General features: G+C 67.6%; 12 protein-coding genes and 1 pseudogene. 4 read left to right on the top strand and 9 right to left on the bottom strand.

The features are described from left to right. The first annotated feature begins 64 nt into the window (after positions 1–64). Positions 65–460 carry an RNA polymerase-binding protein RbpA gene (locus tag AC1DEY_RS00205; protein ID WP_476866231.1) on the top strand — a complete coding sequence of 132 codons (396 nt, stop codon included), beginning with the start codon at positions 65–67 and terminating at the stop codon, positions 458–460. Here AC1DEY_RS00205 and pgl read toward each other — a convergent pair. The 6 genes from pgl to tkt form a co-directional block, all read right to left on the bottom strand. Next, entirely contained in the window at positions 413–1231 is an 819-nt protein-coding gene (gene pgl, locus AC1DEY_RS00200) for a 6-phosphogluconolactonase (RefSeq protein ID WP_476866230.1), read from the bottom strand. The two genes, AC1DEY_RS00205 and pgl, sit on opposite strands and share 48 nt — an antisense overlap. Further along, complete coding sequence (locus AC1DEY_RS00195; RefSeq protein ID WP_018772991.1) at positions 1221–2162, bottom strand: glucose-6-phosphate dehydrogenase assembly protein OpcA; 942 nt, start codon at positions 2160–2162, stop codon at positions 1221–1223. The genes pgl and AC1DEY_RS00195 overlap by 11 nt, the downstream gene beginning before the upstream one ends. Then, complete coding sequence (gene zwf, locus AC1DEY_RS00190; RefSeq protein WP_476866229.1) at positions 2159–3721, bottom strand: glucose-6-phosphate dehydrogenase; 1563 nt, start codon at positions 3719–3721, stop codon at positions 2159–2161. Before zwf ends, AC1DEY_RS00195 begins: the two co-directional genes overlap by 4 nt. 15 nt (positions 3722–3736) lie before the next feature. Continuing rightward, positions 3737–5371 carry a glucose-6-phosphate isomerase gene (locus AC1DEY_RS00185; RefSeq protein ID WP_476866228.1) on the bottom strand — a complete coding sequence of 545 codons (1635 nt, stop codon included), beginning with the start codon at positions 5369–5371 and terminating at the stop codon, positions 3737–3739. Positions 5372–5377: 6 nt separating this feature from the next. Continuing rightward, on the bottom strand, positions 5378–6505 hold the full coding sequence (gene tal, locus AC1DEY_RS00180; protein ID WP_476866227.1) for a transaldolase: 1128 nt from the start codon (positions 6503–6505) through the stop codon (positions 5378–5380). A 62-nt stretch (positions 6506–6567) separates the two neighbouring features. Then, the gene (gene tkt, locus AC1DEY_RS00175) at positions 6568–8685 is read right to left on the bottom strand and encodes a transketolase (protein ID WP_476866561.1); all 2118 of its coding nucleotides are present in this window, start codon (positions 8683–8685) and stop codon (positions 6568–6570) included. A 514-nt stretch (positions 8686–9199) separates the two neighbouring features. Here tkt and AC1DEY_RS00170 point away from each other — a divergent pair. Together AC1DEY_RS00170 and AC1DEY_RS00165 are read left to right on the top strand one after the other, a co-directional pair. Beyond that, a complete protein-coding gene (locus AC1DEY_RS00170; protein ID WP_441408588.1) occupies positions 9200–10162 on the top strand; it encodes a heme o synthase in 963 nt (320 codons plus the stop codon). A 157-nt stretch (positions 10163–10319) separates the two neighbouring features. Beyond that, a pseudogene (locus AC1DEY_RS00165) lies at positions 10320–11284 on the top strand (threonine/serine dehydratase). Here the strand turns inward: AC1DEY_RS00165 and AC1DEY_RS00160 are convergent. Further along, on the bottom strand, positions 11281–12504 hold the full coding sequence (locus AC1DEY_RS00160; RefSeq protein WP_476866226.1) for an acyltransferase family protein: 1224 nt from the start codon (positions 12502–12504) through the stop codon (positions 11281–11283). The pseudogene AC1DEY_RS00165 and the gene AC1DEY_RS00160 overlap by 4 nt on opposite strands. 488 nt (positions 12505–12992) lie before the next feature. Here AC1DEY_RS00160 and AC1DEY_RS00155 point away from each other — a divergent pair, with 488 nt between their 5' ends. After that, a complete protein-coding gene (locus AC1DEY_RS00155) occupies positions 12993–14393 on the top strand; it encodes an MFS transporter (RefSeq protein ID WP_476866225.1) in 1401 nt (466 codons plus the stop codon). Here the strand turns inward: AC1DEY_RS00155 and AC1DEY_RS00150 are convergent, their stop codons facing one another. Together AC1DEY_RS00150 and AC1DEY_RS00145 are read right to left on the bottom strand one after the other, a co-directional pair. Beyond that, on the bottom strand, positions 14394–14918 hold the full coding sequence (locus AC1DEY_RS00150; RefSeq protein WP_441408592.1) for a hypothetical protein: 525 nt from the start codon (positions 14916–14918) through the stop codon (positions 14394–14396). 160 nt (positions 14919–15078) lie between these two features. Next, positions 15079–16023 carry a COX15/CtaA family protein gene (locus tag AC1DEY_RS00145; protein ID WP_476866224.1) on the bottom strand — a complete coding sequence of 315 codons (945 nt, stop codon included), beginning with the start codon at positions 16021–16023 and terminating at the stop codon, positions 15079–15081. Position 16024: the final 1 nt, after the last annotated feature.

Here is a 16024-nt window from a genome sequence, read left to right as displayed (position 1 = left end):
GGGAACTCCCAATCTAGACTGGCGTCTTGCACTCGTCCGCCAGCCAAGTAGCAAGGAGTTCCCGATGCTGCATTCTGCTTCCGGATTCAAGGGAATCCGTGTGGGCGCTACCGAGGGGGCAACTCCCCGCCATGAGCCAATGAACGGGGCCGGCGTACGCCAGCCCCGTATTCGTGTCTCCTTCCGGTGCGCCAAGGGCCATGAAACCACACTCGTGTTCGCGCAGCTGCCGGAGGAACAGATCCCGGGAGTCTGGGACTGCCGGCGCTGCGGCGGGACCGCAACCCGTGACGAAGCGAAGTTTGGCCTTGAGGAAGCGCCGATGGAGGGCTTCAAGACGCACCTGGAATACGTTAAAGAGCGGCGCTCCAGCCAGGACGCCGAAGACGTGCTGGCTGGAGCGCTGGAACGGTTACGCTCCCGACGGTCCCTTCCGGACGAGTTGCTCCGGGACCCGTGAGGCCGCGTTCTCGTCAATCAGCCACAGGGTTTCCTGGCGGCCGCGCGGCCCTGCCGCGGGAACCTGCACGGGATTGGCGCCGGCCAGGGCCAGTCCCACCGCGCCGGCCTTGTCGTCACCGGCCACCACCATCCAGACCTCGGATGCCGTATTGATCGCCGGCAGCGTCAGCGATACCCGGGCCGGCGGGGGCTTGGGGGAGTTCTGGACCCCTACGACAGTCAGTTCCTTCTCCCGGATACCGGCTTGCTCCGGGAAGAGCGACGCGACGTGCGCGTCCGGCCCGACGCCGAGGAGGACGATGTCCAGGCGCGGGAGCCGCGCCGGGTTTTCCGGCCTGTCGTCGGACATGTCCGCGGCGTGCTCGGCGGCGGCCGCCTCGGCGAGGCGGCGCGCATAGTCCGCGGCCGCCTCATCAGGGCTTTCGAAGTCGTCGGTGGAACCGGGGACGTGAACACGCGCCGGATCAACGCTGATATGGGAGAGCAGGGCCTCCTGCGCCTGACGGGCGTTGCGCTCGGCGTCGTCCGCCGCCACAAAGCGCTCGTCACCCCACCAGAAGTTCACCTTGGACCAGTCCACGGCCGACGCCGCCGGTGATTCGGCCACCGCCTTGAGCGAACCGATGCCCATGCTGCCCCCGGTAAGCACCACCGTGGCCTCGCCGTGCCGGTCCTGGATATCCACGAGCTTGGTGATCAGGCGGGCTGCGATCGCAGCCATCAGGACGGTCGAGTCTGGATGGATGCTTACTCTCGGATCAGCGCTCACTGGGACGGACACTCCTTAGATTGGTACGTGGCAGTCCCATAGTAATCACTTCGCCGAACACTTCGTCCGGATCCAGGCGGCGGAGTTCTTCTGCCAGGCAGTCCTTGAGGCTGCGCCGGGGCAGGGAGATCCGCTGCGCGGGCTGGCCGGGCTGGGTCAGCTCCGCGATGGTCAGTCCGGGACGGAAGAGCTGGATGTCGCCGCCGGGCCGGGTCAGCCGGACACGCCGGATCCCGGTGCCCGCCGGGTCGGCCACGATTGTGACCGGAACGTCCAGGGCCAAGGTCAGCCAGGCCGCGAGCAGCACGGTGCTGGGGGAGTCCGAGGCGCCCTCGACGGCGACGGCCGTCACCGGGGAGTCGTCCACCTGGTCCAGCACTGCGGCCAGCTGGATGCGCCAGTTGGTCAGGCGGGTCCAGGCTAGGTCCGTGTCGCCGGCCTTGTACGTGCGGCGGATGTTCTCCAGCGCCGCGACCGGGTCCGCTTCATTGGCCGAGTCGGTGATCCGGCGGTGCGCGATGCCCCCGATCGAGGTCTGGCACGCGTTCCGGGGGGCACCGTGCGGCCACCAGGCCACAATGGGCGCATCCGGAAGCAGCAGGGCCGCGACCAGGGATTCGCTTTCCTCGGCGAGTTCGCCGTAGCCGCGCAGCAGGATGACCTCGGAGGCCCCGGCGTCGCCGCCGACCCGGATTTGGGCGTCCAGCCGGGTCGGAGCCGAGGCCCCGGCGTCGGCGAGGACGATGATCCGGCACGGGTGTTCCCGGCTGGCCTCGTTGGCGGCCTCGATGGCCTCCTCCTCGAGCCCGGAGCGGGTGACCACCACAAGGGTCAGCACCCGGCCCAGGGCGATCACGCCGCCCTGCTCGCGCAGGGCCATGATCTTCTTGGAAATCTTGGAGGTGGTGGTGTCGGGAAGATCTACGATCATGGCCTTCTCCAGGTTCGTCCGTCGCGGGCAAGGAGCTCGTCGGCCGAGGCGGGGCCCCAGCTGCCGGGCGGATAGGGCTGGGGCTGTTCGTCAAGGCCGGCCCAGTAGTCCTCGAACGGGTCAAGGATCTTCCAGGACAGCTCGACTTCCTGGTGCCGGGGGAACAGCGGCGGCTCGCCCAGGAGCACGTCGAGGATGAGGCGTTCGTAGGCTTCGGGGCTGGACTCGGTGAAGGAGTGGCCGTAGCCGAAGTCCATGGTGACGTCGCGGACCTCCATCTGGGTGCCCGGGACCTTGGACCCGAACCGGATCGTGGCGCCCTCGTCGGGCTGGACCCGGATCACGACGGCGTTCTGGCCGAAGTCGTCCTCGCTGTGATCGCGGAAGAGCAGGTTCGGTGCGCGCTTGAACACGACGGCGATCTCCGTCACCCGGCGCCCCAGGCGCTTGCCGGCGCGCAGGTAGAACGGCACGCCGGACCAGCGCCGGGTGTTGATGTCCACCCGGATCGCGGCAAACGTCTCGGTCTTGGAATCAGCCGGGATGCCCTCTTCCTCCAGGTAGCCCAGGACTTCCTCGCCGCCCTGCCAGCCGCCGGTGAACTGACCGCGGGCGGAGTGGGTGGAGAGGTCATCGGGGAGCCTGACTGCGGCCAGGACCTTTTCCTTCTCGGCCCGCAGGTCATCGGCGTTGAACGAGATGGGCTCTTCCATCGCCGTCAGGGCAAGGAGCTGCAGCAGGTGGTTCTGGATGACGTCGCGGGCCGCGCCCACGCCGTCGTAGTAGCCTGCCCGGCCGCCGGTGCCGATGTCCTCGGCCATGGTGATCTGGACGTGGTCAACATAGTTGGCGTTCCAGAGCGGCTCGAACAGCTGATTGGCGAAGCGCAGTGCCAGGATGTTCTGCACCGTCTCCTTGCCCAGGTAGTGATCGATCCGGAAGACCGCGTCCGGCGGGAACACCGATTCAACGATGTCGTTGAGCTGGCGGGCCGACTCGAGGTCGTGGCCGAACGGCTTTTCGATCACGACGCGGCGCCAGTTGTCGCCTCCGGCCTGGGCCAGGCCGTGCTTGGAGAGCTGACGGCAGACCTGTTCGAACGCCTTCGGCGGGATCGAGAGGTAGAACGCGTGGTTGCCCCGCGTCCCGCGCTGCTCGTCGAGCTCATCGATCGTCTCGCCGAGCCGCTTGAACGCGTCGTCGTCGTCGAACTCGCCCTGCACGAAGCGGATGCCCTCGGAGAGCTGCTTCCAGACCGTCTCATCGAACGGCGTCCGGGCGTAGGCCTTGACGGACTCCTTGACTTCCGCGGCGAAGTCCTCGTTCTCCCACTGCCGGCGGGCAAAGCCCACCAGGGCAAAGCTCGGCGGCAGCAGCCCGCGGTTGGCGAGGTCGTACACGGCCGGCATGAGCTTCTTGCGGGCGAGGTCCCCGGTCACGCCGAACAGGACCAGCGATGACGGCCCGGCAATACGGTTCAGACGGCGGTCACGGGGGTCCCGGAGCGGATTGCGCCCCCGGCCGGCCGTGTTCCTGCCGCCGTTGTAGGTTTCTGGCATGGTTGCGTGGGTGCCTTAGCTTTTGGTGGAAGATGCTGCCTGGCCGGCAAGGGACGTGACGAGCTCCTGGAGCTGCTTCACACCCGCGGCGCGGTCGGTCAGGTGCAGCCGGAGGACCGGACGGCCGTGTTCGGACAGGACCTGGGCATCGCCTGCGGCCTGCGCCGAGATCAGCTCGCCGAACGTAAACGGCCGGTCCGGAATGGCGAGGTCCGTCGCGGAAGCGGCCGTAACCTGCAGGAAGACGCCGATCGCGGGTCCGCCCTTGTGGAACTGGCCGGTGGAGTGCAGGAACCGCGGGCCCCAGCCGAACGTGACGGGGCGGCCGGTGACCGCGGCCAGCTCGTCCCGGACGCCTTCGAAGCTGGCATAAGCGAGCCGGTCGAAGTAGGCCTGGACGCTCAAGTAGTTGTCCGGGCCGAGTTCGGCGAGCAGGGCGCTGACGGCCTCTGCCGCGGTTGCTGCGTCGCGGAGCCATTCACCGCCACGGACCTCGATGGCGCCGTCGGTGAAGTTGGCCGGCGTCGGCTCGGGCTGCGCGTCCAGCAGGCCGCGTGCGGCAATTTTGGCTGCCTCGACGTCGGGCTGGTCGTACGGGTTGATGCCCAGCAGGCGGCCGGCGACGGCGGTGGCGAACTCCCACACCATCATCTGGGTGGCGAGGCCGCCGGCAATGGCGACCTCGTTCTCGCCGAGCTGCACGTCGGCGTCGGCAGCGACGAGCCGGATGACGAGGACGTCCGGAGCGCCCAGCGTCGCCTCCGGGGAGGCGGGACCGGCGACGACGGGCAGCACACCGGTGCCCAGCTTGCCGGTGGATTCGGCGATGAGCTGTTCGGCCCAGTCGGCGAAGCCCACGATCCCGGATCCGTCCTCGGCGATGACGATCTTGTTGCGCAGCGGGCTGGTGCCGCCCAGGGCGGTGCCGAGGGCCAGCCCGATGTTGTCCTCGGAGTCCTCGTTGAGGATCTCGGCGGCTTCCTCGGCCTCGTCCAGGAAGGCCTGGATGTCCACCCCGGCCAGCCCACAGGGGACCAGCCCGAAGGCGGTCAGGGCCGAGAAGCGGCCGCCAACGTTCGGGTCGGCGTTGAAGACGGCGCGGTAGCCGGCTTCACGGGAGGCCTTGTCCAGCGGTGAGCCCGGGTCGGTGACGATGATGATGCGGCTCTTCGCGTCGATCCCGGCATCGGTGAATGCCTGCTCGAAGATCCGGCGCTGGGAATCGGTCTCCACGGTGGAGCCGGACTTGGACGAAACGACAATGGCCGTTTCGGCAAGCCGGTCCGCCAGGGCGGCACTGACCTGTTCGGGGTCGGTGCTGTCCAACACAGTCAGCTCGACGCCAGCGGTGCCCGCGATGACTTCAGGCGCCAGCGAGGACCCGCCCATGCCGCAAAGGACAATGCGCGTCACGCCGTCGGCCTTCAGCGCGTCACGCAGTGCCAGGATGTCGCCGACCAGCTGCTGGGAGACGGTGGCCGCCTCGACCCAGCCCAGCCGGACAGCGGATTCCTGCTCTGCGTCCGGACCCCACAGGGTGTGGTCCTTCGCGAAGATCCGGGTGGCAATGCGGTCTTCCAGCAGTGCCGGGAGGTGCTGCTCATGTGCCTGGCGGGCTGCGCCGGTGGCGTCGTAGCTGAGTGTGCTCATAGTGGGTTAGGAAGCCTTCCGTGCAGAGGCCAGGGCGCCTTCGACGTCACCCAGCAGTTCCTTCCAGCTGGCCACGAACTTGTCCAGGCCTTCGGATTCGAGCAGTGCCACGACGTCGTTGTAGGAAATCCCGAGGGCGTCGAGGGAGTTCAGGGTGGCGTTGGCGTCGTCGTAGCCGCGGGTGACAGTGTCGCCCGTGACGGTGCCGTGGTCGAACGTCGCGTCGAGGGTCTTCTCCGGCATCGTGTTGACCACGCCGGGGGCGACGAGCTCGGTGACGTAGAGGGTGTCCGGGTACGCCGGGTCCTTCACGCCGGTGGAGGCCCACAGCGGGCGCTGCGGCAGGGCGCCGGCCTCGGCCAGGAGGGCCCAGCGTTCGGTGGAGAAGAGTTCTTCGTAGACCTGGTAGGCCAGGCGGGCGTTGGCCAGGCCGGCCTTGCCCTTGAGTGCCGCGGCTTCCTCGGTGTCGATGGCGTTGAGGCGCTTGTCGATTTCGGCGTCGACGCGGGAGACGAAGAAGGACGCGACCGAGTGGATCTTGGACAGGTCGTGGCCGTTGTCCTTGGCCTGCTCGAGGCCGGACTGGAAGGCGTTGATGACGGCGCGGTAGCGTTCCAGCGAGAAGATCAGGGTGACGTTGACGCTGATGCCCTCGGCCAGGGTGGCCGTGATGGCCTCGAGGCCTTCGAGGGTTGCCGGGATCTTGATCAGGACGTTGTCCTTGTTGACCTTCTTGTACAGGTGCTTGGCTTCGGCGATGGTGCCGGCGGTGTCCCAGGCGAGGCGGGGGTCCACCTCGATGGAGACGCGGCCGTCAACACCCTTGGTTGCCGCGGCGACGGGGGCGAACAGGTCGCAAGCGTCGGCGACGTCGGTGGTGGTGATTTCGAAGACGGTCTCTTCAACGGTGGCGCCGGCGGCGGCCTGGGCTGCGATGACGGCGTCGTAGTCGTGGCCGGTGGTGATCGCGGCGTGGAAGATCGACGGGTTGGTGGTGACGCCGACGACGTTCTTCTCTTCGATGAGCTTGCGCAGGCTGCCGGTCTGCAGGCGGCCGCGGGAGAGGTCGTCAAGCCAGATCGAGACGCCGGCGTCGGAAAGCATTTGGGTGGGAGTAGCGGTGGGGGTAGTCATGTCATAACTCCTGGAAATCATGGGTTCCGGGGGACAGGGTCCCCCGGAACCGTGGTGGTGGATCAGTTGGTGAGACCGGCGAGGGATTCCTTCGCCGCGGCGGCGACTGCTTCGGCCGTGATGCCGAACTCCTGGAAGAGGCGCTTGTAGTCGGCGGACGCGCCGAAGTGCTCAAGGGAGATGGAACGGCCGGCGTCGCCGACGAATTCCTTCCAGCCCAGGGCCAGTCCGGCTTCGACCGAGACGCGCGCCTTCACGGCTGCGGGGAGCACGGCCTCGCGGTAGGCGGCGTCCTGCTTGTTGAACCACTCCACGCAGGGCATGGACACAACCCGGGTGGGGATGCCCTCGGCCTGCAGCGCCTCGCGGGCATTCACGGCAAGCTGGACCTCGGAGCCGGTGCCGATCAGGATGACCTGCGCCTCGACGGTCTTGCCGTCCTTCGAGGCTTCGGCGAGGACGTAGCCGCCCTTTGCGACGCCAGCGGTGGAGCCGAACGTGTCACCGGTGGCCTCGGACGTGCCGCGGTCCCAGGTGGGGATGTTCTGGCGGGTCAGGACGATACCGGCCGGGTTTTCGTGGTTTTCCAGCATGGCCTTCCAGGCCGCGGAGACCTCGTTCGCGTCGCCGGGGCGGACAACGTCCAGGCCCGGGATGGCGCGCAGGGACGCGAGTTGCTCGACGGGCTGGTGGGTGGGGCCGTCCTCGCCGAGGCCGATCGAGTCATGCGTCCAGACATACAGTGACGGCACGCCCATCAGGGCGCCGAGCCGGATCGCGGGGCGCTGGTAGTCGGAGAAGATCAGGAACGTGCCGGAGAACGCCCGGGTCCGTCCGTGCAGGGAGATGCCGTTCACGATCGACGCGGCGGCGTGCTCACGGATACCGAAGTGCAGGACCCGACCGTAGGGGTTGCCCTTCCAGGCGCCGGTGGACCGGGACGCCGGGATGAACGACGGCGAGCCTTCGATCGTGGTGTTGTTGGACTCGGCGAGGTCCGCGGAGCCGCCCCAGAGTTCGGGCATGACCGGGCCGATCGCGTTCAGGACCTTGCCCGACGCGGCCCGGGTGGAGACATCCTTGCCGGCTTCGAAGACCGGGAGGGCGTCCTCGAATTCGCCCGGGAGCTTCTTCGCCTCGACGCGTTCCAGCAGCGCCGCGGCCTCGGGGTTGGCTGCCTGCCATGCCTCGAAGGAGGCCTGCCACTCGGTGCGGGCGGCCGCGCCGCGCTCCTGAACAGCCCGGGCGTGGGCCAGAACGTCCTCGTCCACCTGGAACGCGCGTTCCGGGTCGAAGCCCAGGACCTTCTTCAGGGCCGCGACTTCCTCAGAGCCCAGGGCCGAGCCGTGGATCTTGCCGGTGTTCTGCTTCTTCGGCGCAGGGTAGCCGATGATGGTGCGCAGCGAAATGATGGAAGGCTTGCCCGTTTCGGCCTTGGCGGCGAGCAGTGCGGCGTGCAGTTCCTGCACGTCTTCCTTGTATTCGCCGGTCCGGGTCCAGTCCACGCGCTGGGTGTGCCAGCCGTAGGCCTCGTAGCGGGCCAGAACGTCCTCGGTGAAGGCCACATCGGTGTCGTCCTCGATCGAGATGTGGTTCTCGTCGTAGATCACTACGAGGTTGCCCAGTTCCTGGTGCCCGGCAAGCGAGGACGCCTCGGAGGTCACGCCTTCCTGCAGGTCGCCGTCGGAGGCGATGACCCAGATGGTGTGGTCGAACGGGCTCGTGCCGGCGGGAGCGTCGGCGTCGAACAGGCCGCGCATCCGGCGCTGGGAATAGGCGAAGCCGACGGCGGACGCCAGTCCCTGGCCCAGCGGGCCGGTGGTGATTTCCACACCCTTGGTGTGCTTGTATTCCGGGTGGCCCGGGGTCAGCGAGCCCCAGGTCCGCAGCGCCTCCAGGTCCTTGAGCTCCAGCCCGTAGCCGGAAAGGAACAGCTGGATGTACAGGGTCAGGGACGTGTGCCCCGGTGACAGGATGAACCGGTCCCGGCCCAGCCAGTCAGGGTTCGCCGGGTCATGGCGCATCAGCTTCTGGAACAGCAAATACGCGGCCGGAGCCAGGCTCATTGCCGTTCCCGGGTGGCCGTTCCCGACCTTCTCCACCGCATCCGCGGCCAGCACCCGGACCGTGTCTACCGCACGCTGGTCCAAGTTAGTCCATGACAGTTCTTGCTCTTCCAAATGTGGCACGAAAACCGGGCCCCTCTCTGTGCTGACGGCCGGCGGTACGCTCTAGGGTCCGCCCCGGGCACAGTTCGGTGCCCGCTGCGGTTCGTACCAGCCGTTCACCATCGAAACGTTGATCTATCATTCAGACGCAGATGCAGAGCCGACTGTTCCGGCAAATTGCCTGTACGCGTGCCCGTGTGCGCTGATCTAAGGACAGCCTAGTCCCATTCCACTTGGTGGTCAGCGTATATCTCACCAATTGGACCTGATTTCGCTTATATGAATCACCTCCCGCGGCTGCCGCCGTGAGCAGGCGTTTACACGCCGGAATCATGGGGCGTATTTGGGCGGCCTTGGCGCCCGGGGCTCCACGGTATGATGGGTGGTGGCCTTCGACTGGGGTAAAGACACGGGCGCGCGTTCAGCGCTGGGCCCGATCTGCAGCTGCACGCGTTGCGAAATCCACCCGGAGCTGCCCAGCTAAGAGAAAACTGCACAGCCATACAGAACTGCCAGACAGAACAGAGTGACTGCCACCGTGAGCACAACTAATACGCCGCTGAACGCCTCCCCGGCCTCGGGAAGAATGGGCTTCGGCCGCAAAGCCAAGGCCTACCTGGCGCTCACGAAACCCCGCGTCATCGAGCTCCTGCTCGTCAGCACGCTGCCCACCATGATCTACGCCGAACGCGGTTTCCCCTCGATCGGCCTGATCCTGGCCACGCTCGTGGGCGGGGCATTCGCGGCAGGCTCCGCGGGCGCGTTCAACTGCTACATCGACCGCGACATCGACAAGCTCATGCACCGCACGGAGAACCGGCCCCTGGTCACCGGTGAAGTCACGCCCCGCGAAGCACTCGTGTTCTCCTGGCTGCTGGGCGCGGCGGCGATCGCGATCCTCTGGTTCGGGGCCAACCCGCTCGCCGCGTGGCTGGGGCTCGGCGCCATCGTCTTCTACGTGGTCATCTACACCATGATCCTCAAGCGGCGCACGGCCCAGAACATTGTCTGGGGCGGGGCCGCCGGGTGCTTCCCGGTCCTGATCGCCTGGGCCGCTGTCACCAACACCGTTGAGTGGCCCGCCGTCGTGCTGTTCATGGTGATCTTCCTCTGGACCCCGCCGCACTACTGGCCGTTGTCCATGCGCTATGGCGAGGACTACCGCAACGCCAACGTTCCGATGCTGGGCGCCATCGCCGGGGCAAAGGTGGTCTCGGTGCAGGTGGTCCTCTATGCCTGGGCCATGGTGGCGTGCTCGCTGCTGATGATCCCGGCCGGCGGCGCGGGCTGGGTCTATACCGTGACCGCCGTCGGCGCCGGTGCCTGGTTCCTGTACGAGTCGCACGCCCTCTACAACCGGGCCCAGGCCGGCGACGTCTCCAACAAGGGGGCCATGAAGGTCTTCCACGGCTCCATCAGCTACCTGACACTGCTCTTCATTGCCCTGGCGGTGGACCCGTTCGTCGGCTCCGCCCTCATGGGCGGCTAAGGCCTCCCCGTTCGTTTGCCTGACGCTCCCTCACCGCTGGTGGGGGAGCGTCTGCTGTATTGCCGGGGGATATCCTGACAAACCGAACAAGTACCGCAGTCGAACGCAGACCAACACAGACCAACGCGGTCCAGGCAACGCAACCCCAGGAGAGCCAGTGATCAACAGAAGCGATGTACTCCAGGCAGGGAGCCGGATCAGCGGCTACGTGCGCCGCACGCCTTTGCTCCGCGGAGGTACCGCTGAGGCTCCTCTGTGGTTCAAATGCGAGTTCCTGCAGCACACGGGCGTTTTCAAGGCCCGGGGCGCGTTCAACCGCCAACTTGCCGCCCGGGAGCGTGGCGAACTGGACCCCGGCCTCGGAGTGGTGGTGGCCTCCGGCGGCAACGCCGGCTGGCGAACGCCTATGCCGCCGCGGCGCTCGGCGTTCCGGCCACGGTGTTCGTTCCGGAGACCGCGCCGCGCGTAAAGGTTGAGCGCCTGCGCGCGTACAACGCGACCGTCCGGCAGGTCGGCTCCGAGTACGCGGAGGCTTTCGCGGCCGCCATGGAATACGTGGCCGAAACCGGCGCCCTGTTCTGCCACGCCTACGACCAGCTGGAGATCGCGGCCGGCGCCGGCACCATGGCCGAGGAGATTCTGCAGGACGAGCCGGGCATTGACACGATCGTCGTCGCGGTGGGCGGCGGCGGACTCTACGCGGGAGTGGCTGCGGCGGCCGAGGGCCGGGCACGGGTCGTCGCGGTCGAACCCCGCAACATCCCCACACTGCACGCGGCCCTGGCGGCCGGCCACCCGGTGGATGTGTCCGTTTCCGGGGTCGCCGTGGATTCCCTGGGTGCACGGCGCGTGGGCGAGATCGCGTTCGACATCGCGTCCCGCGTGCCTCCAACGTCTGTCCTGGTGGACGATGCTGACATCATCGCCGCCCGGTCACTGCTGTGGAGCGAGTACCGGATCCCGGCCGAATACGGTGCGGCGGCGGCACTGGCTGCCCTCAGCACGGGGGCGTACACGCCCGCCGAGGGGGAACGCGTGGCAGTGATCGTCTGCGGAGGGAACACGGATCCTTGCACGCTGGAGAGCCGTCCCGATGCCGGCGCAACGGGTTCCGGTGTTTAGGCCGCGGATGATTCCCGGACGGGCGTGGCCAAGGCTTCCGGGGACCTGTTGCTGACGGCCCGCGGCTGGGCCGGCTGGGACTGATTGCGATGCTGCTTGGCCGGCTGGGACTTGTCCGGGTAGCGCTGGTCGAAGCGGGCCCGCGCCACGCGGCCCAGCCTTTCGACGGTGTGCCAGCTGATGACCGCGATGAGCAGGGTCAGCAGGATTGCCGAGACCGCGACGACCGGGGGGAGGTCCGCCGTCGAGCCGCCGTTGATCCAGAGAATGACGACGTAGTTCCACAGGTACGCGGCGTACGACACCGTTCCCAGCAGTTGCAGGGGCCGCGTCCAGGTCGGCATTGCGGAGGTGCGGGAGGCCGCCAGCGCCACCAGGACGGCCGCGGCAGCCATGGCGAGGGGGCCGCCAAGGAAGATGAAGAGCGGGCTTTCGTTGGCCTTCGGGAAGAAGACCAGCGACGCCAGGACGGCCACTGAAGCCAGCAGGGCCGCACGCCGGAGCCGGCGGCCGGTGAACCAGCTGAACACGTGGACCCTGTACAGCCGCAGGGCAGAACCGATGACCAGCCCCAGGCCCCATGTTGTCGGCAGCGCGTAGACCAGGGAGTGGAGCTGCGGGGCGAGGATCAGCATCGCCAGCACGCTGGCGGCCATAAGGAACAGGGCGACGGCGGCAGAGACGCCAATCAGCCGCCCCTGGCGGTTGCACCGCAGGGCGAGCACAAGCAGCGCAGGCCAGATCAGGTAAAACTGCTCTTCGACGGCCAGCGTCCACAGCGGCCCGATCGCCATGCTGACATCGAAGGGCAGCGGCAGGTCCTTGAGATAACCAAGGCCGGCGAGGACGGTGTACCCGACGATTCCCTTGGACCTGTCCCCGAGGACATCGGTGGCCAGTTCCACGATCGCGTACACGCCAAGCAGGGAGATCAGGGCCGGCACCAGTCGGAACGCCCGGTGCGCGTAGAAGCGGCCGTAACGAATTTTCCGGTGCCGCTCGATATCCCGGAGCAACACGTTGGTGATGAGGTAACCGCTCAAAACAAAGAAGGCAATGACACCAATGATGCCGGCGCCCTGAAAAATCCCCGGCCAGGAATGTCCCAGCAGGACGGCGCCGACAGCGGCACCTCGAAGAACGTCCAGGCCGTCCAGGCGTGGTCGCCCTGTAGTGTGTTGGGCCGCCTTGGCGGGCCTTTCGCCGACTAGTAACGCCACATGTCCTCCGGTGCCTTTATCTGGCCGGTTCCGATTCCAGCTGAATCACGGCAAAACCGACGCGTCCTCTTTCTCTGAATGCGATTGCGGCGCCTCTTGCGCCGTGTTCAAGTATTCCCGGCTTGGCTGGACGAAACCTGACTCCGGCCCTGCGGCCGCCCGGCGATCGGAGCCCCGGACGGTTCGGGAACGGGGCCGCCGATGCCGGCGCGCGGGCCTCTAAGCCCAAGGATTACAGGGTCCAGTATTCCGAAGGCCGTCCTGCCTGGACAAGTGACTGGTGAGTAAATGGCGCTGGAATGTGGGCGAAGTCTCGCCTTCGGCCAGCTCCCGGACCGTCTCCATGTAGCCTGCGGGTGCTGTTCGGGGCTGCTCCCGACGCCGGCCGAGGGGTGCCCTGCCAGTACCCCTAAGACCACGGCACCCCACAAGCCGGGCGTCCGCGTTTCAATTGGATCCTGCCCAGCCACTCCATCCAGAGGAACACCGTGTCACACCGCGAAACCACTTTGGCCCCACCGGCATCTGCCCCCGCTGAGTCCCGCTCCGCACGCCCGAGGGTCACGCTGTTGCTGGCCTCGCTCGCCTTCTTCCTCATCACGTTGGACATCCTGATCGTCAACGTCGCGCTCACCAACATCGGCCGGGAACTCGGTGGCGGAACAACCGGGCAGCAGTGGGTGATCGATGCCTACACGATGATGTTCGCCGCGCTGCTGCTGTTCGCGGGTAACCTGGCGGACCGGATCGGCGCGAAGAGGGCACTTGGAGGGGGCATAGCGCTATTCCTGCTGGCTTCGGTTGCCTGCGCGCTGGCACCGTCCTCAGTGTTGCTGATCGCCGCCCGCGCAGTGCAGGGGGCCGCGGCGGCGGTCATGCTGCCGGCGTCGATGGCGCTGGTGCGCCAGGCTTTTCCCGATCCCCGGCGGCGCGCGCATGCTCTGGGGATCTGGGCTGTAGGCGGTGCAGTCGCGGGGGCGGTGGGTCCCCTGGTGGGCGGGCTGCTTACCACCGTGAACTGGCGGCTCGTGTTCGCGATCAACTTTCCGGTCTGTGTTGCCATGCTCGTGCTGCTGGCTGCTGTTGCTGCGTCGCCCGTGAAGCCGGCGCCGTTCGATTGGGCCGGGCAGTCGGCGGCGATCATCGCGTTGACGGCGCTGATGTACGGCCTCATCACCGGGGGTGCCGAGGGCTTCGGGTCCTGGCCGGTAATGGCGAGCCTGGTCCTGGCCGCCACGGGCATCGCGGGATTTGTCCTGATCCAGGCGCGGGGACGGCACCCGATGATGCCCCTGGGGCTGTTCCGTTCCGCGGGGATGCGCATCGCCGTCGCGGTCGGATTTGCCTTCATGGTGGGCCACTTCGGCTCCGTCTTCGTCATCAGCCTCTACCTCCAGCAGCACCTGGGACTGACGCCCCTGCAGGCAGGACTGGTCTTCCTGCCCTCGGCAGCCTTCAGCGTCGCCGGTAACATCGCCAGCGGAACGCTCGCGAACCGTTTCGGGCCCCGGGTCCCTGCCGTACTCGGACTGGCCTCGATGGTGGCCGGACTGGTTGCGATGCTGGTCACGGCACCGCTGGGATCCCCGATGCTCCTGGCAGTCCTGCTGATCCTCACCGGCTCCGGCGGCTCCATTGCGATGCCTCCGGTCACGTCCGTGGTGCTGGCCAGCGTGCCGGCCGGGCAGGCGGGCACCGCCAGCGCGGTCTTCAACACCTTCCGGCAGGTCGGCGGGGCCGTGGCCATCGCCGTCTTCGGCGCCCTCATAGCAGAGCCGGGCGGGTTCGTTCATGGCATGCAGCTCAGCTTTACGGTCGCGGCTTCCCTGCTGCTCGTCACCGCCGTCGCAGCGCTGTTCCTCCGCCCGCCGGCAGGTCCTGCTGTGTGATCAGAGGTTGTGCGCCAGCAGTTCGAGGCCGATCACCAGCAGGCTCAGCACAACTTCGGCGAACATGATGGCGGCCTTGTGATGGAGCGGGATATCGAGACGCCGGATCGCGAGGAAGCCGACGACGGCCAGGGAGAGGACGAGAACGACGATCGCCCACCCGAGGGCCGCAGCAGTTGACAATAGCCCAAAGCCGGCGGCCGTCAGCAGAAGCAGCGGAGTCACCAGGACACCGAGGCCGTCGGCGCTGACGGCCATCATGTGGTGCAGTTCCTCACCGGTGGGCAGCTTCGAGTGGACGGTCAGGTGGCTCAGGAGATCGGCGACGAAAATCCCCAGCAGGGACCCGATCACCACGATGCTGAGGGTGGCCGCCGCGGCCGCGGGCGAGGTCTCGTCCGCGTGGCTCCGCAGCGCCAGCACCACGGCAAGGCTCGTGAAGATGATGTACACGCGCTCTTTGAGGCTCGCCGCGCGTTGCCGGGCCGAAGGTGAAGGGGGTACGGTCGGTTCTGTCGCTTGCATTGAGAAGGCCTTCCGGTCAGCGACACGGAAGTGAACGAAAAAGAGCCCACTGCCGCAGCGGTCGATGTCCATGCCATCTCATAGTCCACCCGGAAATCCCGTCAGGACCAGCCCCGGGACGTGAATGCCGTAGTGAACTCCGCCGCCGCGGCGCCGGTGGCTATTCCACGGGGCTGTAGCGGGCCAGGTCCGCGGCGTTGGTGGCCGCGCTCATCAGCAGGGCCGCCGCCAGCATGTGCGCGCCGACCAGCAGCGCCGGGATGCCGTTGTAATACTGGGTGAAGCCGATGACGGCCTGCAGCACGGTGACGCCCAGCAGCATGAACACGGCGGAGCGGAACGGGCCCGGGATCCGCCCGCGGACCACCAGGAACAGCCCGAACAGCGCGCCGGCGGTCACCAGGTAGGCGGGGACGGCGTGGATGTGCGCGAACAGGTCCCAGTCGAGGTCATTGCGCGGGGCATTGGCGTCGCCGGCGTGCGGGCCGGCACCGGTCACCACCACGCCGAGGCAGACGGCCACTGCAGAGAAGAACGCGACGGCGGCCATCACCGGGCGTGCGGCGCCCGGCAGTGCGGGCAGCTGCACGGTCCTGGCCTTGCCGGTGCGGCCGTAGGCCCGGTTCACCAGCAGGGTTGCGAGGACCACGAGGGCCATGGAGACGAGGAAGTGCAGGCCCACGACCCACGGGTTCAGCTGGGTCAGCACGGTGATGCCGCCAATGACGGCCTGCGCCGGGATGCTGGCGAGCAGGCCCAGGGCGAGCAGGAACAGATCGCGGCGTTCCTTGCGGATGTTCCAGAGGTACACGAGCATCATCACGGCAATGGCCGCCAGCGCGAAAGTCAGGAGCCGGTTACCGAATTCGATGATGCCGTGGAACCCCATTTCCGGCGTGGTGGCGAGGGACGCTTCGGTGCAGCGCGGCCACGTGGGGCAGCCCAGGCCCGAGGCGGTCAGCCGGACGGCGCCGCCTGTCACCACCAGGACGATCTGCCCGATGAGTGACAACACGGCCAGCCGCCTGATCGTGTTGTCGACGCTGGTGGGCAGCCGGGAGGTGAACCCGGAGATGATCCGGGGGGTGCGTGACGCCGTGCTCACA

The organism is Arthrobacter sp. 05T47 (assembly GCF_056395825.1).
This window is presented reverse-complemented; position numbering and strand designations above follow the sequence as displayed.